This window comes from Actinomadura sp. 6N118, from assembly GCF_044326415.1.
Classification (GTDB): domain Bacteria; phylum Actinomycetota; class Actinomycetes; order Streptosporangiales; family Streptosporangiaceae; genus Spirillospora.
The window spans coordinates 400,651-424,659 of the sequence record NZ_JBIRAZ010000001.1 but is presented as its reverse complement, the minus strand read 5'-3'; the positions used below and the strand labels follow the sequence as shown (position 1 = coordinate 424,659).

At 70.2% G+C, this 24,009-nt stretch carries 22 protein-coding genes; 16 read left to right on the top strand and 6 right to left on the bottom strand.

What is annotated here, in order from left to right:
- Positions 1-54 precede the first annotated feature (54 nt).
- Positions 55-2,457, bottom strand: coding sequence for an endopeptidase La (gene lon / locus ACH34W_RS01915; protein ID WP_395958892.1), 2,403 nt, complete (start codon positions 2,455-2,457; stop codon positions 55-57).
- A gap of 327 nt (positions 2,458-2,784) precedes the next feature.
- Between lon and ACH34W_RS01910 the strand changes: the two genes are divergently transcribed.
- Positions 2,785-3,243: a YfbM family protein gene (locus ACH34W_RS01910; protein WP_395958890.1), complete on the top strand. Its 459-nt coding sequence runs from the start codon at positions 2,785-2,787 to the stop codon at positions 3,241-3,243.
- A gap of 135 nt (positions 3,244-3,378) precedes the next feature.
- Here ACH34W_RS01910 and ACH34W_RS01905 read toward each other — a convergent pair whose 3' ends face one another.
- Positions 3,379-3,936 (bottom strand): hypothetical protein, encoded by a 558-nt coding sequence (locus ACH34W_RS01905; protein WP_395958889.1) that lies wholly within the window; start codon positions 3,934-3,936, stop codon positions 3,379-3,381.
- A gap of 148 nt (positions 3,937-4,084) precedes the next feature.
- Here ACH34W_RS01905 and ACH34W_RS01900 point away from each other — a divergent pair, with 148 nt between their 5' ends.
- The 8 genes from ACH34W_RS01900 (at position 4,085) to ACH34W_RS01865 (ending at position 9,361) form a co-directional block, all read left to right on the top strand.
- Positions 4,085-4,375: a VOC family protein gene (locus ACH34W_RS01900; RefSeq protein ID WP_395958888.1), complete on the top strand. Its 291-nt coding sequence runs from the start codon at positions 4,085-4,087 to the stop codon at positions 4,373-4,375.
- A 31-nt stretch (positions 4,376-4,406) separates the two neighbouring features.
- Complete coding sequence (locus ACH34W_RS01895; RefSeq protein ID WP_395958887.1) at positions 4,407-4,916, top strand: HIT family protein; 510 nt, start codon at positions 4,407-4,409, stop codon at positions 4,914-4,916.
- A 149-nt stretch (positions 4,917-5,065) separates the two neighbouring features.
- On the top strand, positions 5,066-5,458 hold the full coding sequence (locus ACH34W_RS01890) for a GntR family transcriptional regulator (RefSeq protein WP_395958886.1): 393 nt from the start codon (positions 5,066-5,068) through the stop codon (positions 5,456-5,458).
- Positions 5,455-6,333: an ABC transporter ATP-binding protein gene (locus tag ACH34W_RS01885; RefSeq protein ID WP_395958885.1), complete on the top strand. Its 879-nt coding sequence runs from the start codon at positions 5,455-5,457 to the stop codon at positions 6,331-6,333. The genes ACH34W_RS01890 and ACH34W_RS01885 overlap by 4 nt, the downstream gene beginning before the upstream one ends.
- Positions 6,330-7,397, top strand: a complete 1,068-nt coding sequence (locus ACH34W_RS01880) for an ABC transporter permease (RefSeq protein WP_395958884.1) — start codon at positions 6,330-6,332, stop codon at positions 7,395-7,397. Before ACH34W_RS01885 ends, ACH34W_RS01880 begins: the two co-directional genes overlap by 4 nt.
- A 44-nt stretch (positions 7,398-7,441) precedes the next feature.
- The gene (locus ACH34W_RS01875) at positions 7,442-7,759 is read left to right on the top strand and encodes a hypothetical protein (protein ID WP_395958883.1); all 318 of its coding nucleotides are present in this window, start codon (positions 7,442-7,444) and stop codon (positions 7,757-7,759) included.
- Between the two features lie 107 nt (positions 7,760-7,866).
- On the top strand, positions 7,867-8,631 hold the full coding sequence (locus tag ACH34W_RS01870) for a hypothetical protein (RefSeq protein WP_395958882.1): 765 nt from the start codon (positions 7,867-7,869) through the stop codon (positions 8,629-8,631).
- 238 nt (positions 8,632-8,869) lie between these two features.
- Positions 8,870-9,361: a hypothetical protein gene (locus ACH34W_RS01865; RefSeq protein ID WP_395958881.1), complete on the top strand. Its 492-nt coding sequence runs from the start codon at positions 8,870-8,872 to the stop codon at positions 9,359-9,361.
- Positions 9,362-9,489: 128 nt separating this feature from the next.
- On the opposite strand, the gene ACH34W_RS01860 is transcribed toward ACH34W_RS01865, so the two are convergent.
- The 4 genes from ACH34W_RS01860 to ACH34W_RS01845 all read right to left on the bottom strand — a co-directional run bounded on the left by ACH34W_RS01860 (position 9,490) and on the right by ACH34W_RS01845 (position 12,609).
- Entirely contained in the window at positions 9,490-10,425 is a 936-nt protein-coding gene (locus ACH34W_RS01860; RefSeq protein ID WP_395958880.1) for a GNAT family N-acetyltransferase, read from the bottom strand.
- Between the two features lie 100 nt (positions 10,426-10,525).
- Complete coding sequence (locus tag ACH34W_RS01855) at positions 10,526-10,837, bottom strand: DUF3817 domain-containing protein (RefSeq protein WP_395958879.1); 312 nt, start codon at positions 10,835-10,837, stop codon at positions 10,526-10,528.
- A gap of 38 nt (positions 10,838-10,875) precedes the next feature.
- Positions 10,876-11,238 carry a hypothetical protein gene (locus tag ACH34W_RS01850; protein ID WP_395958878.1) on the bottom strand — a complete coding sequence of 121 codons (363 nt, stop codon included), beginning with the start codon at positions 11,236-11,238 and terminating at the stop codon, positions 10,876-10,878.
- 60 nt (positions 11,239-11,298) lie between these two features.
- Entirely contained in the window at positions 11,299-12,609 is a 1,311-nt protein-coding gene (locus ACH34W_RS01845) for a citrate synthase (protein WP_395958877.1), read from the bottom strand.
- A gap of 84 nt (positions 12,610-12,693) precedes the next feature.
- Here ACH34W_RS01845 and ACH34W_RS01840 point away from each other — a divergent pair, with 84 nt between their 5' ends.
- The 7 genes from ACH34W_RS01840 (at position 12,694) to ACH34W_RS01810 (ending at position 23,999) form a co-directional block, all read left to right on the top strand.
- Positions 12,694-13,920, top strand: a complete 1,227-nt coding sequence (locus tag ACH34W_RS01840) for a hypothetical protein (protein WP_395958876.1) — start codon at positions 12,694-12,696, stop codon at positions 13,918-13,920.
- A gap of 49 nt (positions 13,921-13,969) precedes the next feature.
- Entirely contained in the window at positions 13,970-15,331 is a 1,362-nt protein-coding gene (locus ACH34W_RS01835) for an SWIM zinc finger family protein (protein WP_395958875.1), read from the top strand.
- Positions 15,328-17,895 carry a DUF6493 family protein gene (locus ACH34W_RS01830; protein WP_395958874.1) on the top strand — a complete coding sequence of 856 codons (2,568 nt, stop codon included), beginning with the start codon at positions 15,328-15,330 and terminating at the stop codon, positions 17,893-17,895. The genes ACH34W_RS01835 and ACH34W_RS01830 overlap by 4 nt, the downstream gene beginning before the upstream one ends.
- Positions 17,896-17,922: 27 nt before the next feature.
- Complete coding sequence (locus ACH34W_RS01825) at positions 17,923-20,562, top strand: DUF6493 family protein (RefSeq protein WP_395958873.1); 2,640 nt, start codon at positions 17,923-17,925, stop codon at positions 20,560-20,562.
- 74 nt (positions 20,563-20,636) lie between these two features.
- Positions 20,637-21,884 carry an MFS transporter gene (locus ACH34W_RS01820; protein WP_395958872.1) on the top strand — a complete coding sequence of 416 codons (1,248 nt, stop codon included), beginning with the start codon at positions 20,637-20,639 and terminating at the stop codon, positions 21,882-21,884.
- A gap of 214 nt (positions 21,885-22,098) precedes the next feature.
- Complete coding sequence (locus tag ACH34W_RS01815; protein ID WP_395958871.1) at positions 22,099-23,400, top strand: RNA-guided endonuclease InsQ/TnpB family protein; 1,302 nt, start codon at positions 22,099-22,101, stop codon at positions 23,398-23,400.
- Positions 23,401-23,438: 38 nt separating this feature from the next.
- Positions 23,439-23,999 carry a methylated-DNA--[protein]-cysteine S-methyltransferase gene (locus ACH34W_RS01810; protein ID WP_395958870.1) on the top strand — a complete coding sequence of 187 codons (561 nt, stop codon included), beginning with the start codon at positions 23,439-23,441 and terminating at the stop codon, positions 23,997-23,999.
- Positions 24,000-24,009 lie beyond the last annotated feature (10 nt).

Sequence of the window (24,009 nt, the reverse complement as noted above, 5' to 3'; positions counted from 1 at the left end):
ACAGAACGCCTGTGCCAGGCCGCAGGGGCCTGGCACAGGCGTTCCCTTCTGGAATCAGACGGTGACGGGGGTGTCGGTGGTGGCGGGCTCCAGGGCCAGGTCCAGCACCTCACGGACGTCGCTGACGGCGAAGACCGTCATGTTCTCCAGCACCTCCGCGGGCACCTCCTCCAGGTCCGGCTCGTTCCGCTTGGGCACGATCGCGGTCGTGATGCCGAGGCGGCTGGCCGCGAGCAGCTTCTGCTTGAGCCCGCCGATCGGGAGCACCCGCCCGGTCAGGGAGACCTCGCCGGTCATCGCGACGTCCGACCGGACCGGCCGCCCCGACAGGAGCGACGCCAGCGCGGTGGTCATCGTGATGCCCGCGCTCGGCCCGTCCTTCGGGATCGCGCCGGCGGGCACGTGGACGTGCACGCCGCGTTCCTTCAGGTCGCCGACGGGCAGTTCGAGCTCGGCGCCGCGCGAACGCAGGTAGCTGAGCGCGATCCGGGCCGACTCCTTCATGACGTCGCCGAGCTGGCCGGTGAGCGTCACCCCGGTGTCGCCGGTCTCCTTGTCGGCCAGCGACGCCTCGATGTAGAGCACGTCACCGCCCGCACCGGTCACCGCCAGGCCCGTCGCCACACCGGGCACGCTGGTCCGCCGCTCGGACTTGCTGAGCTCGACCTCCGGCGTGAACCTGGGCCGTCCCAGATAGTCCTTCAAGTCCTCGGCGCCGACCGCGATCGGCAGCTCGGCCTTCTCCAGCGCCACGTTCGCGGCGACCTTGCGCAGCACCCGCGCGATCGACCGGTCCAGCGACCGGACGCCCGCCTCCCGGGTGTACTCCCCGGCCAGCAGCCGCAGCGCGCCGTCGTCGAACGCGACCTCGGCGGCCTCCAGACCGGCCTTCTCCAGCTGGCGCGGCAGCAGGTGGTCGCGGGCGATCGTGACCTTCTCGTCCTCGGTGTAGCCGTCCAGTTGGACGAGCTCCATGCGGTCCAGGAGCGGCCCGGGGATCGCCTCGATGACGTTCGCCGTCGCCAGGAAGAGCACGTCGCTCAGGTCGAGCTCGACCTCCAGGTAGTGGTCCCGGAAGGTGTGGTTCTGCTCCGGGTCCAGGACCTCCAGGAGCGCCGCCGTCGGGTCGCCCCGGTAGTCGGCGCCGACCTTGTCGACCTCGTCCAAGAGCACAACAGGATTCATCGAGCCCGCCTCGCGGATGGCCCGCACAATCCGGCCCGGCAGAGCGCCGACATACGTACGCCGGTGCCCGCGGATCTCCGCCTCATCTCTCACGCCGCCCAAGGCGACACGCACGAACTTGCGCCCCATGGCCCGCGCCACAGACTCGCCCAGTGAGGTCTTGCCGACTCCAGGAGGACCGGCCAGAGCCAGCACAGCCCCAGACCTGCGCCCGCCAACGACACCGAGACCCCGATCCGCACGCCGCTTCCTTACGGCGAGGTACTCAATAATGCGCTCCTTGACATCACCAAGCCCCGCGTGGTCGGCGTCCAGGATCTCCCTCGCGCCCGCGATGTCGTACGAGTCCTCGGTCCGCTCGTTCCACGGAATGTCCAGGACCGTGTCGAGCCACGTCCGGATCCAGCCGCCCTCGGGTGACGCATCCGACGAACGTTCGAGCTTGTCGACCTCCTTGAGCGCGGCCTCACGCACCTTCTCGGGAAGGTCGGCGGCCTCGATCCGTGCCCGGTAGTCGTCCTCCTCGTCCGCCGGGTCCCCGTTCAGCTCGGCGAGCTCCTTACGGACGGCCTCCAGCTGCTGCCGCAGCAGGAACTCCCGCTGGGTCTTCTCCATCCCCTCCTGGACGTCCTTGCGGATGGTCTCCGCCACATCCAGCTCGGCAAGATGGTCCCGCGCCCAGCCGATCACCAGATCGAGCCGCTCCACGACATCCGCGGTCTCCAGCACCTCGATCTTCTGCTCGATCGACAGGTAGGGCGCATACCCCGCGTTGTCGGCCAGCGCCGAGGGGTCATCGATCTGCTGGATCACATCGACGACCTGCCAGGCGCCCCGCTTCTGCAGGATCGCGCTCACCAGGCCCTTGTACTCCTTGGCCAGCTCATCCGCGCGCCCACTCGTGGCCGGCACCTCGATCTCGGTGCCCTCAACCCACAGCGCCGCACCCGGCCCCGTGGTCCCGGTGCCGATCTGCACCCGGGAGACACCCCGGACCACAGCCCCAGGCTCTCCCCCGGGCAGCCGCCCCTCCTGCTCGATCACGCCCAGCGTTCCCACCGCGGCGTACTGCCCGTTGAGCCGAGGCACCAGCAGCACCCGCGGCTTGACGGCGGACCGGATGCCCGGCCCCTTCGACTGGGCCACCGCACGTGCCGCCTCGATGGCCGCCCGCACCTCCGAGCTCTCGGAAAGGTCCAGGGGAACGACCATGCCCGGCAGAACGGCCCCGTCGTCCAGGGGCAGCACCGGCAGCGTCAGGGTCTCGCTCATGCTCAGCTCCAAAGTCTCGTAGGAACCCCACCCGAAGGTTGAGTCATACACACTCAAGAAAACGGAGCAGCAATTTGTTTCCTCAGCAACGTTCGCTCTAAGCGATCACCACCCCGATGTCCCGTCCGCGCACCGGCGGCAGGACTTCACCGGCTTGCCTGGGCCTGCCCGGAGATCTGAACGGCATCCGTTGATCACGCTCAGGCCCGCTCAGCGCCTCAGGCCACGGTGAGTTCGAAGTCGACGTGTGTACCAAATGCCTGTGCGACTGGTTTGTCGGTGATGTCGAGTGGGCCCGCTGCTTGGTGACGCGTAGCATCCCTGGACATGCTTGGAGTGCACTTCGCCATCACCGCCGACCATGAGCGACTCCTACTCGCGACGGACGCGGGGATCGGAGAAATCCTCGAAGACATCGAAGAGAGCTGGGACGACGACGTTCTCTCGGTATCCACTGACAAGGCGTGGGACGAGATGCACCGCTGCCTCAGCGACGGAACTCTCGACCCAGATGGCGGCGAGTATCCATTGTCGTACGCCGTCCTCGGCGGCCGGCATCTGCACGAGGAGTACTACGTCGTCTACCTCAACGCAGCCGAGGTTTGCGACGTGGCCGAGGGGCTTAGCCGGGTGGATGAGGCATGGCTGCGCCAGCGGTTCGACGCCATAGAAGATGCCGACCACGGCGGTGACTTCGGGTACGTCTGGGAAAACTTTGTCGACGTGCGGGCGTTCTACGAGCGAGCGGCCAAAGCAGGACGTGCGGTCATCTTCACGGCGACCTGAGACCGGGTCTGATCAGCTCTTCCGCCCGGGAGGTCGCGCTCTCAGCGTGGAGTCGCTGGGGCTCGTGCCAGGTGGGGCAGTACGTGACCATGGACTGCCGAAGCCGCCGAGACCTGACCGTCTCCTGCGGAGGGACTACAGCAGGTGCAAGATGCCCTGCTCGGCAGCGAATTCTTCTGGTGACCGCTGAGGCGGTCTTGCCAGCAGAGCTTCGGCCGCTGCGTTCCGGCGCGCGCTCCCGAGCCCGACGCCGATGCGCTCCAGGCGCGGGTGCTTCGCCAACTGCTCGAATGCCTCGACAGGCAAACGAGACTCGCTAACGAGTACTTCACGAAGCTGCGGGGCACCGGCAAGACCCTGCAGCGCGGTCGCCTCGCGCAGAGCCTTGAGCTCCGTCAACTCAACCCGCCGCAACGCGATACAGCCACGCATCTCGGGCAGTCTGGTCACTTTCCCGAGCGAGTCGAGCCACAGCCACACCAACGATTCAAAACCGGTGAGCACGTTCAGGTCCGCTACTCCCCGCACCCGACGCAACGCCAGATAGCGGACGCCGGAGAGGCGCCCCAGCCAATCCACGTCCGCCAACGAACCCAACGTCAGCGCCACCGAATCCAGCCGAGTCAGGTCGACATCAGCGAGCACCTGATCCACCGGAAGCCGCCACAGGGCAAGCCCTCGAAGATCGGCCACCGCCGTCAGGATCTGCTTTGCGACCCGCTGCTCAGCTCACTGGCGCCTGCAACCTTCTCGTGGAACGGACACGCTCGCCGGCGCTGGGCGGAGCCGGCGACGGACGTGGGAGGTTTGGCTGGACTGACGGGTAATTCGGGAGGGCCCTGTGCGGGTAGCTCTGATCGTGATCTACACGGCGAGGTTGGAAGAGTGCCGGGCCTTCTACACGGACCTCGGCCTGCCACTGGCGCTGGAAAGGCACGGTCAGGGGCCGGAGCATTATGCCGCGGAGCTCGATGACGGCACGGTGGTCGAGCTCTACCCCGCCGGTCCGCGAGGCGAGACCGGTCGTCTACGGCTCGGTTTCACCACTGTCGCTGCTGCAGGGCTGGAACCCGGACGTCACCTTCTAGAAGATCCGGACGGGCGCACGGTCGAGCTGGTCGTCATGGGTTGACCTGCGAGTTCGAGCGGACTGAGGAGCGCGGATGACGGACCGGCAACCCATGGACCATGAGGCTTACCAGGCTCAGGCAAGGAGCGGGCCGTGCTTCGTGTGCTCCTTCCTTTCCGGCCACCCCGACTATGCACACGAGACCATCTACGAGGACGACGACCACGTGGCCTTCCTCGACAGGTGGCCCACCGTGCCCGGCAAGGTCTTGGTCGCTCCCAGGCTGCACATTGAGCACGTTGTCGGCGACCTGGACGAGGCCGCCTACACCCGCCTGATGCTCGTCGTCCGCAGGGTGGCATTGGCCGTCGAAACGGTCTTCCGACCCGAGCGCACCTATCTGCTTTCCCTGGGCAGCCAGCAGGGCAACGCGCACCTGCACTGGCACATCGCGGGGCTCCCCCCAGGCGTCCCGTACCGGCAACAACAATTCCACGCGCTCATGACCGACAGCGGCGTACTCCGCATGGATCAGGCCAGCACCTCCGAAATGGCAGCCCAGCTACGCCAAGCAGTCCACGCGCAAGGCCGGCCGCTCCCGTAACCGATTCCCTGACACTCTCCGCGGGACCATCAGGGGGGTCTGACCTGCTGTCATGGCGCGTCAGGTTGGCGATCACCGGGTAAGCGGGGTTGACAGCCTGTCCTTATAGGGTCTTATTGTACTAGTTAGCTAGATGTTTGGGGTGAAGCATGATCGAGTTCCATCTGGATGAGCGGTCGGGGTTGTCGCCTTATCTGCAGCTGGTGCGGCAGGTCCGGCAGGCATTGCGGCTGGGGTTGCTGCGGGAGGGGGATCAGCTGCCCACGGTCAAGGAGGTCGTGGCGCGGCTGGCGATCAACCCGAACACGGTGCTGAAGGCCTATCGGGAGCTGGAGCACGAGGGGCTGGTGGGGGCGCGGCCGGGGGTCGGCACGTTCGTGACCGCGACGCTGGCCGACGCGTCGCTGGCGGCGCACGGGCCGTTGCGGCAGGACCTGCGGCGGTGGCTGGCCAAGGCGCGGCTGGCCGGGCTGGACGAGGAGAGCATCGAGGCCCTGTTCATGACGACCTTTCGGGCCGCCGCTGAGGAGGACATAGCGTGACTGTCTTGCGAGCCCAGGCGCTGGGCAAGAAGTACGGGAGCCGCTGGGCGCTCAAGGACTGCGACCTGGACATCCCGGCCGGGCACGTGGTGGGGCTGGTCGGTCCCAACGGGGCGGGGAAGACCACGCTGCTCAATCTGGCTGTGGGGCAGTTGCGCCCTACGGCCGGTGACATCACGGTGCTCGGGGACAAGCCTGGGGCCGGGCCCGCGCAGTTGGCCAAGGTCGGGTACGTCGCTCAGGACACTCCGACTTATGCAGGGCTAAGCATCGCCGACCATCTACGGCTGGGCGCACGACTCAATCCCGGCTGGGACGATGGTTTGGCCAGGGAACGTCTTGAGCAGCTCGGCCTGGAGCTCAATCAAAAGGCGGGGAAGTTGTCGGGCGGGCAGCGTGCCCAGCTGGCTTTGACCCTGGGCATCGCCAAGCGGCCAGAGCTGCTGGTTTTGGACGAGCCGGTGGCTGCGTTGGACCCGCTGGCGCGGCGGGAGTTCCTGCAGGGGCTGATGGAGGCCGCGGCTGAGCAGGAGCTCAGTGTGCTGCTTTCCTCGCATCTGGTGTCCGACCTGGAACGGGTCTGCGACTACCTGATCGTGCTCGTCGGTTCCCGGGTGCGGGTGGCGGGCGAGGTCGATGAGCTGCTGGCCACCCACCATCGGCTTACCGGGCCGCGTCGTGACCGGCTGCCTGCTGATCAGCACGTGGTGTCAGCGAGCCATACCGAACGCCAGAGCAACTTCATCGTCCGGACCACGGGGCCGATCCACGACCCGGCCTGGACGGTCACGAAGCTCAGCTTGGAAGACCTTGTGCTGGCCTACATGGACGAGCGCACCCAGACCCACCTGCGCGCTTTGGAGGTCCAGCGATGATCTGGCTGACTTGGCGGCAGTTCCGCGCCGCCGCCGCGATGATGGCCGCCGCCCTCGCCGCGCTCGCCGCCGTGCTAGCCCTGACCGGCCCTGGCATAGCGAACGACTATGCCTCCGGGATCGCCACCTGTACGGGCCAGAACGGCGGCTGCTCGAACTACGTCCAGGCGTTCTTCCACGACCACCAGGCACCCTTCCTCGCCGTCACCGCGATCATGCTGGTCCTGCCGGCTCTCGTCGGGCTGTTCTGGGGAGCGCCGCTGATCACCCGGGAGCTGGAGACCGGAACGCACCGGCTGGTGTGGAACCAGAGCATCACGCGCACCCGCTGGCTGACCGTCAAGCTCGGGCTCGTCGGCCTGGCCTCCATGGGCGCCGCCGGTCTGGGCAGCCTGGCGGTGACCTGGTGGTCCGGCCCCATAGATAAGGCGGCCGCGGGCAACTCCCCCGGCTTCCCGCGGATGGGCCCGCTGTTGTTCGACGCCCGCGGCATCGTCCCCATCGGGTACGCGGCGTTCGCCTTCGCTCTCGGGGTCACCCTCGGGATCCTGGTCCGCCGCACCCTGCCTGCCATGGCCATCACCCTGACCGTGTTCGTCGCCGTCCAGGTCGCCATGCCGCTGCTGGCCAGGCCCCACTTCGTCGCGCCGGTCAAGGCGACCATCGAGCTGCCCCAGGCGGAGATCGACACGCTCGGGATCGAGGGCCGTGGCGGGCCTCTTTACCTGAGCCTGGAATCTCAGGTGGCCACCGATCCGGGCGCCTGGGTCCTGTCGAGCCGACTCATCAACGCCTCAGGGAAGACGGTCGGCGAAACCGTTCCCGTGTCCACGGAGTCAGGCCCCTGCGCACCGAGGCCGCTCGGGGAGCGAGGCGAACGGCCCGAGCGGGCAACGTCGCCGTGCCTCAACGAGCTGAAGCGGCTCGGCTACCGGCAGGAGCTGACCTACCATCCCGCCAGCCGCTTCTGGACCTTCCAGTGGTACGAGACCGCCATCTACACCGTTCTCTCCCTCGGGCTGGCAGGGCTCTGCTTCTGGCTGGTCCGCCGGCGCCTGTCCTAGGGACTACATGCCGCGGGCGGGATAGCGCGGTTAGGGTCGGCGTTATGGATCTTGGACTACTGGCACCGCACACGATCGTCATCGTCGTGGCGGTCGCGCTCTTCGGCGTGGCCGGGCTCATCACAGCGATCAAGCAGGAGCAGGGCCAGCGGCGGGCGCAGCGGCGGGTGGCCGCCGAGGTCGGCCGACTGGAGCTCACCGAGATCCGCGGGCTCCTCCGGCGGGGCCTGGCGACACCCCACCCGCAGTACTGGCAGGTGCTGGAGGAAGGGCTCGTGATGTTCCGGCCGCGCGACCGGCAGGAGGAGCTCCAGCGCCAGCAGCTTCTCCAGGAGGTACGGCTCAGGCTCATGGGCGGCTGACCGATCACGGCCCGGGGGTGTCCGATCACGGCCGGGGCCTGTGCGAATCGCGCTTTATAGGTGATCATGATCCTTCGTACGACGAGGTGCGCGGTACTGGAGGTTTCGTGAAAATTGGCATTCGATTCGCCGCCGTGACCGGTGTGGCGATGGCCGCGGGCCTGGTGTCCGTCCCTGCCGCCCATGCGACGGGCGGCGGCGTGCGGCACGACATCGTGGTGAAGGAGAACAAGAGAGGGTTCAAGGCGCTCGGGCCGGGCTTCGTCCTGAAGCTGAACAAGGACGGCATCGTCACCCGGGTCAACGAGGATAAGTTCGGCGATCCGAGCACCGGCAACCCGATCGTCCGGCAGCTGATCGACTTCGCCGGGCGCACCCTGCGGCCGTTCGTGTGCGAGAACGGGACGTACACGATCAAGGCCGGGACGTTCAAGCGGGCCTGGCGGTTCTCGCTGCTGGAGCGGCGGCCTGCGATCTACCCCGAGCAGTTCCAGACGGCCTTCCCCGGTTTCGTCACCCCGTTCCTCGGCGAGATCGACGCGACCGTGACGGACGCCGCCGGGGAGACGCTGCGGGTCTTCATCTCGGACCTGGGGTACGAGGCGCGGACGAAGAACGGCGGGTTCCGCGGGACGTACCCGATCCACGGCCTGATCGTCGACGGCAAGGGCAAGGTGCGCGACCGCATCTCGCTCATGGGACGCTTCAAGTCGGGGGCGGACGGGGCGAACGCCCGGTACTGGATCGAAGACCGGGGCACCTGCCACCAGACCGCCAACCTCAACTGGGGCCCCAACACCGACCGCGTGGTGGTGACCGGGCCTCTCCTGGTCCTCCCGTTCAACTCCCCCGTGGTGACTCCCAGGCGATGACGTTCTGGCGTTGAGGCTGGTGCCGCCCCGGCGGCACCAGCCTCTTTTGTTGCGCGCACTTCCTCACCCTCCGTCGCCTGCCTTGAACGATCTCGGCCGCCAAATCTTCGTTGACCTGGGTTTACGGCCCCATGACGCTGGGGTACTTACCGCAACGAGATCGTGACGCAGAGTGAAGGCGAACCCCTGGACCGGTAAAGATCCAGCTCCTGAGCTCCGCCGTTCAAGGGAGGGTCACATGCGGTGTTCGACGTCCGGCGCTGCCGTCACCGATCTCGTCGACGGCTTCCTACCTGGCTTGGTCCGGACGGCCGAGGGCGTTCCCGGCATACCGCACACGGCGGCGCTCGGCGACACACCTCGGGTCCTCGGCCGTCCCGGACCGGCCCCCGCGCTTCGCCCGGCACCGCGCGCGGCGTCCGGCGCGAAACCGACCGGCCTGCCGCCACGCGAGCGCGGAGTGGCGGCAGGCCGCCGGTCCACGGACACCACAGGCACCACAGACAGCACGGCCGTCCGACCAGACCATCCCCGGACGCCGGCGCCGTACGCCCCCGCGGCACCGCCGTCCTTCACCGCCGGGCCGGCGGCATCGTCGAGCAATGCCGCCGGCCCGGCCATCCAGCGACCGTGCGCCTCGCCCGCCGCCCTCGCGGGAGACGCGGACGCGCCGCTCATCGGCCGACAGCAGACCGGTCCGCTTCGGGAGGGGGGTGAGAACGCGACCTAACCGGAACGAACGGGCGGACCGGATCCTGTCCCGACCCCGTCCCGGGCCGCCCTGAAGGAAGTTTCGCACCGCTGCGACGCACGGCCCGTGGAGGCACACCGCCGCCACGGGCCGTGACGCACCCGCCCTCAGGACGTCTGGAACTTCTTGCGCCAGTACTGTCCGTGGATGACGTCGCCGAACCGTTCGACCGGCTCCTCCTCCAGTTCGAGCTCGAATCCGGTGGCACGGTAGATCCGGTGCGCGGGCCGCTGGAGCGCGGTCGTCCAGAGCATGATCTCCGCGTAGCCGGCCTTCTCCGCGAAGCTCAGGCATTCGCGGACCAGGGCGGCGCCGATGCCCAGCCCGCGGGCGTGCGGCTCGACATGGAGCAGCCGCAGCTGGGCGACCGTCTCGTCCTGCTTCATACAGAAGACGCTGCCCACCGGTTCACCGTCCACCTCGGCGATCCAGGCGTTCTCGCACGTGGGGTCGTGCCCCTCCCCGTACCCGGCGACGATCTTCGCGACGAGCCCCTCGTACGTGCGGTCCCAGCCGACCTCCTCGGCGTACAGCGCGCCGTTCCGCTGAACGACCCAGCCGAGCTCGCCGGGCCGCAGCGGGCGCAAGATGTACGTCTCGCGGGACCGCGCCTCCTCGTTCAGCACGCTCCGGATGGTCTTCATGGCCGCCACCAGCCGGCGCCGGTCCTCGCCGGGCAGCCGTTCCAGCATCGCCTGGATCTCGCCGACGGAACGGTCGTCCAGCATCGCGAACACCTCCCGGCCGTGCGGCGTGAGCCGGACCACCTGGCGGCGCGCGTCCGCCGCGGACCGCTCCCGGGCGACGATGCCGTCGCTCTCGAACCGGGCCAGCATCCGGCTCAGGTAACCGGGGTCAAGATCGAGGCTGCGACGCAGTTCCAGGACCTCGGTGGCGTCACGCTGCGCCAGCTCGAAGATCACCCTTGCCTCGGTGAGGGAGTACGGCGTCTTCAACAGGCCCTCGCCGAGCACCCCGATCACGCCGGTGTAGAAGCGGTTGAACGACCGGACCGTGGCGATCTCGTCCGCGATGACGTCCACGACTCACCTCCGCGCTTATGTTTGACTCAGTCAAACATAAGCGCGCGAGGCGGCCCCGGTCCAGCGAACCGAGGCGATCAGGCCCAGCGAACCGAGGCGTTCAGGTCTGGACGGCGGCCAGCTCCCGCGCCTCGCGGACGATCTTCCGCTCGATGAAGAAGGCGAGGAAGGGGATCAGGCCCGCGGAGACCATGATGGCCATCTGCTTCAGCGGCCAGCCGGTCTTGCGCCACAGGTCATAGGCGATCGCCAGATAGACGATGTAGAGCGCGCCGTGGATCGGCGAGATGATCGCCGACGGGGTCCCGTTGCCACCGATGTAGCGGATGGGCATTCCCACGAAGACCACGAGGAGCAGCATCACGCCGACGACGATGGCCAGGAGGCGGTACCGGGTGATGGCCGCTTCCACAGATCACACCTTTCTCAGGGGAGGTGACGCGAGGACGGTCAGTCGCGCCGGTGACTCTCGGAGTTGAGGCGCGCCAGGTAGCGGTTGTAGGCCGCCAGGGCGGGGTCCTCATCCTCCTGCTGCCGGATGATCTCGCGCTTGACCGCGGCCTCCGCGGGCTCCTCGATCACCTTGGGCGCCGAGCGGCTCTCGTCGCCGCTCAGCTCGTCGCGGATCATCTTGATCCACATCGCGATCACGAAGATGGCGAAGATCGGCCACTCGAAGGTGTAGGCCCAGCTGCGGTCGTTGCCCGCCTGGGCGCGGTCGTACTGCCACCATCCGAAACCGAGGAACGAGGCGCACAGCACGATCGCCAGCGCATGCAGTCCGAGCCAGCCGGGGGTGAGGAACCTTCGCACGTCATCGAGACTACCGCCGGTCTCCGCCAGCCCACACACAACCCCGTATAACCGCGTCTGTCATGACCGCGTCCGCCGCTTCGCGGCCGGTGGCAACGGCGGACCGACGTAGATGGCCCGTGGGCGGAGCGGGCTGGTGCGTTCGTACTCCTCAAGGGCGTGCGCGATCCAGCCCGCGGTGCGCGCGACAGCGAAGATCGCCTCACCCGAGCCCGGGGGCATCGCTGCGACCGAGGTGAGGGTGGCGAGGGCGAGATCGACATTCGGCTCGGGCAGCCGCCGCCGCGCCGCCTCGGTCAGCACGGTGTCCGCAACGGCCAGCCACGGGTGATCCGGCGCCACTTCCCTGATCAGGTCGAACAAGACGGAGGCGCGCCGGTCACCGGACTTGTAGATCGAATGGCCGAAGCCGGGGATGCGCTGACCGGCGCGCAGCCGCTCGCCGATCACGCGGCCCGACCGGCCGGGCTCGCCGATCTCGGCGAACATGCGTTCCGCGCCGAACGAGGCGCCGCCGTGCAGCGGGCCGCCGACCGTGCCGAGCCCGACGGCGACCACGGCGTACGGGTCGGCCCGGACGGACGCGGCGACGCGGGCGGCCAGCGTCGAGGCGGCCAGCTCATGATCGGCCAGCAGCACCATCGCCGCCCCGGCCACCCGCAGCAGCCCCGGCTCCGGCGGGCGCGCGCTCAGCCGGCCCCACAGCCGTCCGGCGATCGTGCTGTCCGCGTCCTCACCCGCGGCGGGCAGGGCGTCGACGAGACCGGCGATGAGGGCGCGGGCCGTGGCGATGACGCCCGGCCGGTCGAGCTGGAACCGGAGCGGGTCGACGGCGGCCAGCGCCGTGGTGATCACCTGGAGCCGGTCCAGCGGCAGCACATCACCGGGCAGCCCGGACTGCGCGGCGACGGCGGCCGCGAGACCCTCCTCAGGCGCGCGCCAGGTCCCGCCCACGGCGTCCACGTCGGGCTCACCCTCGCCTGGCCCGTCCTCGCCCGGCTCCTGCTCGCCCGCCTCGCCCTCGCCCGGCTTCTGCTCGCCCGGCTCCTGGTCGCCTGTCCAGAGCCAGCTCGCGACTTCCTCGAAGCTGCTTGTGGCGGCGAGCTCGGTGGCGTCCCGCCCCCGGTAGTACTGCCGGTCCGCGCCGAGCGCGGTGATGGCCGACTCGATCGCCAGCTCGGTGGGGCTCGGCGGGCGCCGGGGCCTGCCGCGCCGGGCGAGCTCCTCGATCTCGTCGGCGTCGAAGAGGCTGCGCCGCCCGTCGGCGTCGGGCCTCCGCTGCAGCACACCACGACTCACGTACGCGTACAACGTGGCGGGCTTCACACCGAGCCGTTCCGCCGCCACCTCGGTGTCGATCCACTCCCCCACCGGGCATCCCCTCGCCTCGGACCATCGGCAGCATTGATTTTGATCAATATTGATACATGTTGATGAAGGTGTCAATCTGAGCGCATGCCTCAGATTCATTTCCTTGACGTCACCAACCGTGACGGTGTTCAGACCGCCCGGACCGGGCTGTCGAAGTTCGGGAAGACGATGGTGAACTTCTATCTGGGCCGGCTCGGCGTGGCCCAGTCGGAGATCGGCTTCCCGTTCCTGTTCCACGAGGTGCCCTACGTCCGCGCGCAGGTCGCGCTGGCCAAGGCCGGTGCCTTCGTCGACCTCCGGCTGTCGGGCTGGTGCCGTGGCGTCGCGCAGGACGTGGAGAAGGCGCTGCCGCTCGGGCTCGCGCACTACAACCTGTCGATCTCGACCTCGGACTACATGATCGCCAACAAGTTCCGGGGCAGGCTGGACCGGGACGCGATCATCCGGGAGATGACCGCCGCCGTCCGTACCGCCAAGTCCGGGGGAGCGCGGACGGTCGGGGTCAACGCCGAGGACGGCTCGCGCACCGACGACGGGTTCCTCACCGAGTTCGCCCTCGCGGCCAAGGAGGCGGGCGCCGACCGGGTCCGCTACTGCGACACCATCGGCGGCGACACCCCCGACCGGATCCGGGAACGCTTCGCCAAGCTCGCCGCCGCCGTGGGGATGCCGGTCGAGACGCACTGCCACAACGATCTCGGGCTGGCGGTGGCCAACTCGGTCTCCGGCGCGCTCGGCGACCTGGAGGCGGGACAGGATGCCTGGATCAACACCTGCGTCAACGGCGTCGGCGAACGGGCGGGGAACGCCGACCTGCTGTCCACAATCCTGGCGTTCCGCCACGGATTCGGCTTGGCGGAACGCGGCGCGCGGATCGGCGATCCGATCGACCTGTCGTGGGCCCGGCGGTTCGCGCTGTGGGCGAGTTACGCGCTCGGCCAGCCCCTCCCCTACAACCAGGTCGGCGTGGGCCGCAACGCCTTCGCGCACGAGTCGGGCATCCACGCCGACGGCGCGCTCAAGGACCACGGCAACTACGAGCTATACGAGAAGGCGACGCTCGGGCCGTTCCCCGACGACTGGCACGCACGGTCCGGGCGGGTGATCCTCACCGGGGAGTACGGTGGCAAGGCCGGGTTCCGGCATGTCATGGAGGGCCTCGGGATCGAGCCGGTGGACGAGGAGCTCTCGTTCAAGCTCGTCCAGCTGTGCAACGCGATGACCGGTCGCCCGCTCGCCGACGACGAGCTGCGGCTGATCGGTGCTTACCCGCGCGAGCTGGCGCTGCTCTTCCCTGGCGTCCTCGACTGATCTCCAAATCGCCCATAAATGTCGGTCGGCGGGTCTACCTTCCGGGGGCATGGCTACCGCACAGGCATACGCCTATACGCGCCCCTCCGCGCTCGCCGGAGACGCCCTGGGCCTGTCGACCTCCGGCGGCACGACCGCCACGGGCCCCGATGCGCACCCCCACTTTTTCAGCGGCTTGCTCACCCAGGCCGCCCCGGCCGCCGCCGCCCTGATCGGCCTCGCCGACGTCGCGCGGGCCCGCTACTTCCAGCCGCAGCTCACGGCGATGCGCGACCCGGTGGTGACGTGCAACGGCGACCGCCTCCGGATGGAGTCGTTCTCGGCGTGCTGCGGCGTCTACGCGCGGCTCGACGTGCTCGAAGGCGCGCTCGACGGGGACGTGGTCGCGCTCGGCACCACCAACGTGGACGTGAACGGGCCGCTGCGCGAGGCGCTCGCCCGCGTCGGCGGCTCCGATCCGCTGCATCTGGCGGTCGGCGGCGACGGGCTGGCGGTCACCACGCTCGACGGCGCGGTGGTCGAGAAGAAGGTCCCGCTGCCAGAGCGCTGGCTGCGCGGCTTCGCCGAGGTGCAGGTCATCGCCGCCGGGTTCGACCTGCGGGCGGAGTTGACGGGCCCGGAGGCGGTCCGGTTCCTGCGGGCGTTGCCACGCGGTGCCCGGGACGTTCTGTGGGCGACTCCCGCCGGGCGGGGGTTGCGGCTGACGTCCCGCCCGTCGCCGGGTTCGGTCTGCCTGCCTGGGCCTGAGCGGTTGCAGACCATGCTTCCGCTGCTGCGTTTCGCCCGTGCGCTGCGCACGTACGGGCCGGCTGTCGCGGGCGGGAGCGGACCGGTGGCGAGCGCGTGGGAGCTGGAGCTGCCCGGCATGCGGTACGTGCTGACGCTCTCTCCCGAGGTGCGGCGCGGATTCTCCGGTGAGGGCGCTGTCCTGGACGCGCTCATCACCGACGAGGCTGCGGGGGACGCCGACCTGATCGGCGCGCTGCTGGCGTTCGAGCCGCGCGTTGAACCCGACCTGCTGGCCGAACGCGCGGGCTTCGACCGGTCACGGGTCAAGGCGGCGCTGACGCAGCTGGGCACGTCGGGCCGTGTCGGCTACGACGCCGCCGAGGCCGCGCACTTCCACCGCGAGCTGCCGTACGACCCTGATCGTGTGGCCGCCATGAATCCGCGCCTGCGTTCGGCGCACGCCCTGGTGGACGAGGGCGCCGTCGACTTCACCGCGGACGACCTCGCCGTCGTCACGGTCGACGGCAGACCGCGTCAGGTGCGCTTCGACGGCGACCGCGTCTCGTGTACCTGCCCGTGGTGGGCCGACCACCGCGGTGGGCGTGGCCCGTGCAAGCACGTCCTCGCGGCCCGCATCGTCCGCGCCAAGACCCTGGAGACGTCCGGGGAGAGGGCGCGGTGAACGGAGACAGCGCGGTGAACGCCCGGGAGACCCTGCACGCGTGGGTCGAGATCGACGATCCGGCCGAGGTGATCCGCCGGGCCCGTGCCCTCGCGCCGGAGGAGCGCCGGGCCATCGCCGTCGAGCTCCCCCGCTATCTGCGAGACCGTCGCGACGCCGCGGAGTTCCGATGGCTGGACAACGCCGTCATCACGTCGCTGCTGGTCGCCGGTGCGGCGACGATCAGCGGCGCGGCGGGCGTCGCCGCCTGGGTGTGCCGCACCGAGATGCGGACGGCGGGCGGCGTCATCAACGGCGACTGGGGCTTCTGGTTGCTCGTCCGCGAGGCCGTGGCGGACCGGCCGGAGGCGTGGCGGTCCGACCTCGCCCGCCGCGTCGCGGCCCGGATGCGGGTGAACGGCGAGCGCTGGCGCGAGTTTCCGCTCTGGCTGCTGGCGGCCGAGCTGATCCGTGACCTGGGCGAGGAGCCGCCGACCGACGACGCGTTCGTGGTCATGTGGGCCCAGAAGAGCCCCGCGCGCGTCCAGCTGGAACACGACCCGTTCCTGGACACCCTGCTGCCCCGGCTGTTCGAGGTGGACGGCCTCGGGTCAGGGCTCTCGTTCCACGGAGCGCTCGTCACCCTCGCGCGGGACGGACGGATCAAGCGCGAGACGTTGCTGGACGGGTGCGTCGCCCGTTTCCTGCGCGGCGGGCAGGTCGCCGACCTGCGCTGGTTCGTCCAGCTGTACGAGTCGCTCGAACCGGCGGTGGACGAGGCGGCCGCCCGGCTCCGCGACCTCATTCGCCTGCTTCCCGCGGCTCCCGCTCCGGTCGCCGAGCTGGCGCTGCGGGAGATCCGCCGGGTGGACGAGGCGCAGCCGCTCACTGGCGACATCTTCGCGGAGGTCGCGGACGCGGTGCTCTTCCGCCAGGAGAAGAAGCTCGTCCGCGCCGCGCTCACCTGGCTCGACCGGACGGCGCGCAAGCGGGATCGCGTGGACGCGACACTGCGGGCCATCACCGTCCTGCTCGACGCCGAAGATCTCGACCTGCGGGAACGCGCGGAGAAGATCGCCGCCAAGCACGCCGCGAAGGCGAGCGCCGATACGCGAGCCGCCTTGTCCGTGGAGTCGGCGAAAGCGCCCATGGCTCTGCCCGGTCCTCCTCCTTTCACGCCGCGCGAGCATCCCGCCCCGATCGCGTCACCCGCTGAGCTGGCGGAAGAGGTCAGCGCGACGATGCGTGTCACGCCCGACGAGGCGCTCTACGCTCTCGACCGCCTGCTCGCCGGGCTCGTGGAGTGCTCGTACCGTGACGCCGAAGGCACCCGGACGGCGCTGGCGCGTGTTCTGCCAGATGCGGCAAACGAGGCCTCCGCACCGGACGCCACCCAGGTGGCGACATGGTTGACCCGGATCACTGCGAGGTTCACGGCTTCGGAGGCTCCTCGAGGACTGCGCGTCCTGCTCGGGAGGCTCCAGCGGAAGCCCGCCTGGTACACGCAGGGCTTCAGGCCTCTTCCGGAACGGTTCATCGCCTGGCGGATGCACGAGATTCCGGCGGCCGCGGGCCGTTCACCCGTGTTGCTGGCCACGCCGACGGCCGCGAGCGGTCACGTCGACGCCGACGTGCTCGTGTCCCGGATGCGGCGGCTGGAAGAGGCCAGGCTGGCGCCCCTGCCGTCCGACCTGTGCCAAGCCATGCTCCGGGTTCATCGTGACATCGGAGCCGACACCTTGGCGGCGGCCGCACGGCTGTCCAGCGACGCGGGCCGGACCTTGGCGTCATGGTTCGCCGCGGGCGGCCTCCCTGACCCCGAGGTCACCTGTGCGAACGTGACGCTGCCCGGCCCGTACCCTCCGTTCGAAGCCTCACCGCGCATGCTGGCCACCGTCACCGCGAAGGCCGATGTGCCCGGCGACATCGCCGCTCTCTGCCGGCTGCCGTGGACCGGCACGTGGCAGAGCCTGCCCAAGGGGTACTACCGCGGCGGCCTCAGTCTGTGGCCCACGCTGCTCCCCTCTCACCGTGAGGTGACTGCGGCGCACATGGTGCCGTACCTGCCGGAGTGGTCGCAGTACTGGCAGGATCCGGGCACGGTGCTCCTGGCCATGGCCGAAGCGGACGGCCCCGCCGGTGCCGCCACGGCGACCGTCCTGGCCTATGGGCTGAGCGCCCAGACCAAGGCCGAACGGGCGGGCTCCGTCGATGCCGTCCTGGCGTTCAGCGGCCGGGGGCAGCTTCCCGCGCGCGAGCTGGGCGACGCCATCCCCACGCTGTACCGGCAGGGCCGGCTCAAGATCAACCGTGTCGCGGAGGCCCTCGACGAGACCGCGCGGGCCGGTCCGCACGCCGACGTGTGGACCGTCCTCGCCACCGCCCTGCCGCGGCTCCTCCCCGTTCGCGGTGAACGGGCGGCCGCCGGGCTTCCCGACCTGCTCGCCCTCGCGACCCGTACCGCCGAGGCCGCCGGGGCCCGCGACGGCCTGGCCGGGCTCTCCGACGTGGCGGGGCGCGGCGGCACGAGCCGCCTGGTCCGGGAGGCGGCCCGGCTGCACCGCACCCTGGCGCAGGAATCCTGAAAAAAGAACACTGACAAAGGAACGCCGATGTACACGTGGGACAACGTCCGCGACCAGATCACCGCCGGAAACTTCGAGGTCGTGGCCGCGATGCTCACCATGCTCGGCGAGACCGAGCGGCGCGCGATCGCCGCGGAACTGCCCGGCTACATCAGAGACGGGACCGGCATCACAGTTCACTGGACCGAACGTACCCGGCAGATCCAGGGACTGCTGGTCGCGGGCGCGGCCTGCATCCCCGGCGCCGCCGCGGCGGCGAACTGGCTGTGCCGCGCCGACCTGGACCGGTTGGACATCAACGACCAGGCGACGGCGCACGCCCTGCTGATCGCTCAGGTCGTCGCCGACCGCCCGGCACCCTGGCGCGCGGAGGTGGCCCGGCGGATCTCCCACCGCCTGCGCGTTGCCGACCAGGTGATGTGGGGTTCGCAGGCCCACTGGCGGCTCGCGGACGTGCTCGCCCGCGGAGCGGGTGAGGGTCTCCCCGAGGATGACGCGTACACCGTGGGGTGGGTGCGATGGACCCGGCCGTATCCCGAGCTGAACGAGGAGCCGTACCTCGATGTGCTCGTTCCCCGGCTGTTCGAGGTCGAGGCCGTCGGCCGGGTGCTCGGCGGCTTTCCCGGCGACAACCCGTGGATCGACATGCTCCTGCGGCTGGCCAGCGCGGGCCGTGTCAAGCGGGAGCTTCTGCTCGACGGCTGTATCCGCCGCTTCCTGCGCGGCGGGCGGATCCAGGACCTGCGCTGGTACGCCGCGCTCTACCGGACGCTGGAGCCGTCGCTCACGGAGGTGTCCGAACGTACTCGTGATCTCTCCCGGCTGCTGCCCGCCGCGCCGAGCCAGATCGCCGCGCTCGCGCTGGAGGAGCTGCGCCGCGTCGACGACGCCGGTGAACTCGACGATGCGACGTTCGCCGACGTGGCCGAGGCGCTTCTGTTCCGTCCGGAGCCGAAACTGGTCCGCGCCACGTTCTCGTGGATCGACCGGACCGCCCGCAAGCGTGACCGCGTGGACGCCACACTCGCCGCGCTCACCGTCGCGTTCGGCCAGGAAAGCCTCGATCTCCGGGATCGCGCGGCGAACATCGCCGCCAAGCACGCGGCCAAGGCGAGCGAGGCCGCGCGCGACGCCGTCCGGCAGGCGGCGGCCGGGCTGCCCAAGGAGGCCCGCGACCGTGTCGCCGAAGCGTTCGGCACGGTGACCGTCACGGCCGTGACCGCGCCGGCCGCCCGCCTGGCACCGCCACCGCCACCCCGTGAACTTCCGCCCCCGATCGCCTCCGTCGCCGAGCTGACCGAGGAGATGGCGGCGCACCTGCGCGGCAGCCTGACATGGGCGGACGGCGAACGGGTGCTCGCCGGTCTGGTCGAGTTCGCTCACCGCGAGCCCGACGAGACCCGGGCCGCCATGCGACGGCTCGTTCCGGACGTCGCGCCGTGGCTGCTCTTCGACCACGACCATTTCAGCGACCACCCCACCACCTGGCTGGGCGCCGCCCTCCGTGCGCTGGTCCCGCCGACCGATCCCCGCCCGTACCCGGCGTCGCCCCCGGACGCCGACCCGCGGCTCTCAGGGAGCGGACCGGCACCCACCGCGGCCTTGCGCGCCCGGATGCGCGAGATAGTCGGCGCGGTGGGCCGCCTCCCGGTGCTCCTGTCGACGCCGACCCGCTCCACCGGCCACATCGCCCCGGAGGTCCTTGTCGACCGGCTCGAACGGCTGGAGGCGGCGGACCTGCGGCCTGGCCCGTTCGACCTGGATCAGGCTCTGCTCCGGCTCCCCCGTGACCTCCCGGATGACATCGTGCTCCGCGCCCAGCGCCTCACCTCACCGGAGGGCCGCTGGACGGCCGCGTGGCTCGCGGACCGCGGGATGCCCGATCCGGCCGTGATCTGCAAAGCGGTCTCCCTCCCGCGCACCGTGTACTCCTGGCGGGGCAGCGAACAGCAGGACGTCGTGCGCGTCCTGCCGGCAATCCTCGCCGGGGACAGTGACGGTGTCATGCCGGACCCGGACGGCGTCGCCGGGCGGCTGCTCGACCTGCCCCCTGGCGGGGAGTGGACACGGCTGCCCTCGGCGACGTACGCGCCCTCCTGCTTCTCGTGGTGGCCCTCTCTCCTCCCCTCCCATCGCGAGATCCTCGCCGCACACCTGCTCGTCCCTCTCGCGGACCGGACCGAGGCCCGCGACGGTCAGGGGGCCATCCTTCTCGCCCTGGCCGAGGCCGACGGTCCCATCGGCCCCGCGATGGCCACCGCGCTCGCCCTCGGCCTCACCTCCAAGAGAACAGAGGAGCGCTCCGCCTCGGTCGACGCCTTTCTCACGTTCTACGCACGAGGGCACCTTCCGCCGGTCGGCGAGGCGATCGGCGCGCTGGACGGGCAGATCAAACTCAACCGGGTGACCGGCGCACTGTCCGACGCGGCTCGCGCCGGCGCGTATCCCGACGTCCTCGACGTGATCACCGCCGCGCTCCCGGCCCTGCTCCCCCGGCCCGGCGAACGCCCTCCGGCCGGTCTGGCCGATCTCATCGCCCTCGCCACCGAGGCGGCGGAGACCGGCACCCGGTCCATGATCCCCGCCGAGCTCGCCGAGCTCGCCGGGCGGACCGGATCGAGCAGGCTGGCACGCGAGGCCGGGCGCCTTCACCGGGCCTTGACTTAATACCCCCTTCCCGTATCATGAGCGCACAATTCAGGTACAATTGCGCGTTCAGTCATGACAGGACGGGGTGGGACATGACGGCTCTCAGCGAGACGCCGGCCGAACCCGCCCTCGGGCGGCATCCCGCCCAGCGGCGCGTCCTCGCCGTGCTCACGGCGAGCCAGGTGCTGGGCGGCATCGGCGTCGCCACCGGGGTCGCCATCAGCGCCCTGGCCGCCGCCACGCTCTCCGGCTCCGAGACGATCGGTGGCCTGGCCCAGACGAGCGCGGTCACGGGTGCCGCCGTCATGGCGATACCCATGGCCCGCGCCGCCGCCCGGCACGGCCGCCGGGCCGCTCTCACCCTGGCGTACGGCTCGGGCACCCTGGGCGCCGTGATCGCCATGGTCGCCGCCACCCTGGACTCCTGGCCACTGCTCCTCGCGGGCCTGTTCCTCTTCGGCGGCGGTGCCGCCGGCGGCCTCGCCGCCCGCTATGCCGCCACCGACCTGGCCCGCCCCACCCATGCCGCCCGGGACCTGTCCGTCGTCGTCTGGGCCACCACGATCGGCTCGATCGCCGGACCCAACCTCGCCCAACCCGCCGACGACCTGGGGCGCACGCTGGGCTTGTCCGAGTGGGCAGGTCCTTACGCCCTCGCAGCCGCCGCCTACGGGCTGGCGATGCTCGGCGTCTTCGCCCTCCTCCGTCCCGACCCGCTCCAGAACGCGGGACCGAAGACGACCACCCGCCGCTCCAACGGCTGGCAGGCCCTCCGCGCCACCCCGCGTGCGCGGCTCGCCGTCGCCGCGATCGTCGTCAGCCACATGGTCATGGTGTCCGTGATGACCATGACACCGGTCCACCTCAACCACGGCCACGCGAGCCTCACGGTCGTGGGCATCGTCATCAGCCTGCACATCGCCGGGATGTACGCGCTCTCGCCCGTCGCAGGATGGCTGGCAGACCGCCACGGCCGGATCCCGGCTCTCCTGGTCGGCATGGCCCTTCTGGCGTCCGCCGCCGCCCTGGCCACCGTCTCCGCCCCGCACCACGTCACCCGGCTGACGATCGCCCTGGTCCTGCTGGGGCTCGGCTGGTCGTTCGGCCTCGTCGCCGGTTCCGCCCTGCTGACCGAGTCCGTCCCCCCGGCGCAGCGTCCGGCCGTCCAGGGCATCTCCGACCTGATGATGAACGGCGGCGGCGCCCTGGGCGGCCTGGCCGCAGGGGCCATCGTGACCGTTTTCTCCTACGGCACCCTCTCCGCGATCGCCGTGCTCCTGGTACTCCCCATGACCGCGGCGCTGGTCCTTACCTGGCTTCGCCGCCCGCCAGGGGCCTGAGGCATGCAACGATCATGGGCGTTCCGGTGTTGTTCAACGCGGTTCTAGCGAGGAATCCCGGCCCTTCAGCTTCAGGGCCGGGAAGGATCGCTTGTGGTGTGATGTGGCGCGCTGGCGCTGCCGGGGTCGGTGGTGGAGCGGCGGTGGATGTGTCGATCACCACAGATGTGTGACGTTGAGTGATTTTGTCGGTGCCGTTGGTTACTTTGTGGGTGTGAAGATCGTGGTGCAGGTGAAGCTGCTGCCGTCGCCTGAGCAGGCGGCGGCCCTGGCGGCGACCCTGCACGCGTGCAATCAGGCGGCGAACCGGGTGTCGGCCCGGGCGTATGAGAGCCGGGTGTTCTCCCGTGCGAAGTTGCAGAAGGACGTGTACGCGGAGTTGAAGGCGGTGGGGTTGTCCGCACAGCCGACACTTCACGTGATCCGTAAGGTCGCCGACGCCTACACCACGCTGCACGCGCAGATCGACGCCGGGCTGCTGGGCGGTGAGCGGTCCAAGCGGCGCCGTAAAGCCGAGTCCAAGCCGATCGCGTTCCGCCCGGACGCGGCCCAGGCGTTCGACGACCGGTGTCTCAGCTGGCAGTACGACGCCCGGACGGTGTCGATCTGGACGACGGCGGGCCGGATGCGGGGCATCGCGTTCACCGGCTCGACCGCGCAGCTGAAGACCCTGGCCGAGCATCGCCAGGGCGAATCGGACCTGATCCACCGGGACGGCCTGTGGTTCCTGTTGGCGACCTGCGAGGTCCCCGAAAAGCCGCTCAACGCCGACCCGGCCGACTGGCTCGGCGTGGACCGGGGGATCGAGAACCTGGCCACCACCAGCGACGGGAACAACTACCAGGGCCAGGCGCTGAAGCGGTACCGGCGGGCGCAGGCGCGCCGCCGCGCCGAACTGCAGGCCAAGAAGGCCGCCGGGTCCCGCTCGGCGGCGCGCAGGCTGGCCAAACGCAAGGCGCGCGAGGCCCGGCACGCGACCAACCAGAACCACATCATCAGCAAGCAGATCGTGGCCGATGCCCAACGCACCGGACGCGGCATCGCCATCGAGCACCTCGATGGGATTCGCGACCGGGTCCGGCTCAGGCGGCACCAGCGGGCCACACTGTCCAATTGGCCGTTCCACCAACTGGGCACCTTCCTGGCGTATAAGGCCCTGCGGGCCGGGGTGCCGTTCCAGCAGGTGGATCCGGCCTACACCTCGCAAAGCTGCCCGAACCCCTGGTGCGGGCACGTCTCCCGCAACAACCGCCCCACCCGGGGCACCTTTTTGTGCGTCGCGTGCGGGCTCGCTGGCCTGGCCGACGACATCGCCGCCGTGAACCTCCGCAACCGGGCGCGCACGGCGTGGGCATTTGTCACCATGCCCGACCCCGACCCCCACCCCCAGCCCACCCGGGCCAGGCACGGGACAAAGGGTGATGCGCCCCCGGCACGGCAGCCAGCCGCGAAGGGGAGCGCGACAAGGTGTGAACACCGGGCCTCCAAGTTCGGCCGTTCACGGCCGAGAAGGTGACAGGAGACGTGGAGGTTATGGAGGAGGAGGTCCGGAACATGGACACCATGACGGAGACGCTGACACTCGGGGCGATCGAGACCTCGCTGGGCCGGCTGCTGGTCGGCGCCACCGAGAACGGCGTCGCCTACCTGTCGTTCAAGGACACCCCCGGCACGCGGGCCCGCGCGGTCAAGAGGGCCGGGTTGCCGGTCGTGGACGACCCGGACCGTACCGCCGAGGCGTTGGCGGGACTCGCCGACTACTTCGCCGGCAAGAGCCTGACGTTCGAGGTGCCGATCGACTGGCGGCTGACGTCGGACGTGCAGCGCAAGGTCCTGACCACGCTGTACGAGCAGGTGCCGTACGGGAAGGTCGTCACGTACGGCGAGCTTGACAGGCTCAGCGGCCTCAACGTGGGCGCCCAGGCGATCGGCCAGGTCATGGGCAGCAACCCGATCCCCGTGATCGTGCCGTGCCACCGGGTGGTGGCCGCGAACGGACTGGGTGGCTACAGCGGCGGCTCCGGCATCGAGGTCAAGCGGTGGTTGCTGACGCTGGAGGGCTCGGTGCCCGCCACCCTCGACTGGGATCCGGACCAGGGCCCCACCGCTCCGTAGGGGAGAATGG

What these genes read in the sequence shown, in the direction of transcription:
- lon (WP_395958892.1), bottom strand. Translation starts at nt 2,457, where the DNA reads ATGAGCGAGACCCTGACGCTGCCGGTGCTGCCCCTGGACGACGGGGCC.
- ACH34W_RS01910 (WP_395958890.1), top strand. Translation starts at nt 2,785, where the DNA reads ATGCTTGGAGTGCACTTCGCCATCACCGCCGACCATGAGCGACTCCTA.
- ACH34W_RS01895 (WP_395958887.1), top strand. Translation starts at nt 4,407, where the DNA reads ATGACGGACCGGCAACCCATGGACCATGAGGCTTACCAGGCTCAGGCA.
- ACH34W_RS01890 (WP_395958886.1), top strand. Translation starts at nt 5,066, where the DNA reads ATGATCGAGTTCCATCTGGATGAGCGGTCGGGGTTGTCGCCTTATCTG.
- ACH34W_RS01880 (WP_395958884.1), top strand. Translation starts at nt 6,330, where the DNA reads ATGATCTGGCTGACTTGGCGGCAGTTCCGCGCCGCCGCCGCGATGATG.
- ACH34W_RS01875 (WP_395958883.1), top strand. Translation starts at nt 7,442, where the DNA reads ATGGATCTTGGACTACTGGCACCGCACACGATCGTCATCGTCGTGGCG.
- ACH34W_RS01865 (WP_395958881.1), top strand. Translation starts at nt 8,870, where the DNA reads ATGCGGTGTTCGACGTCCGGCGCTGCCGTCACCGATCTCGTCGACGGC.
- ACH34W_RS01840 (WP_395958876.1), top strand. Translation starts at nt 12,694, where the DNA reads ATGCCTCAGATTCATTTCCTTGACGTCACCAACCGTGACGGTGTTCAG.
- ACH34W_RS01835 (WP_395958875.1), top strand. Translation starts at nt 13,970, where the DNA reads ATGGCTACCGCACAGGCATACGCCTATACGCGCCCCTCCGCGCTCGCC.
- ACH34W_RS01825 (WP_395958873.1), top strand. Translation starts at nt 17,923, where the DNA reads ATGTACACGTGGGACAACGTCCGCGACCAGATCACCGCCGGAAACTTC.
- ACH34W_RS01820 (WP_395958872.1), top strand. Translation starts at nt 20,637, where the DNA reads ATGACGGCTCTCAGCGAGACGCCGGCCGAACCCGCCCTCGGGCGGCAT.
- ACH34W_RS01810 (WP_395958870.1), top strand. Translation starts at nt 23,439, where the DNA reads ATGGACACCATGACGGAGACGCTGACACTCGGGGCGATCGAGACCTCG.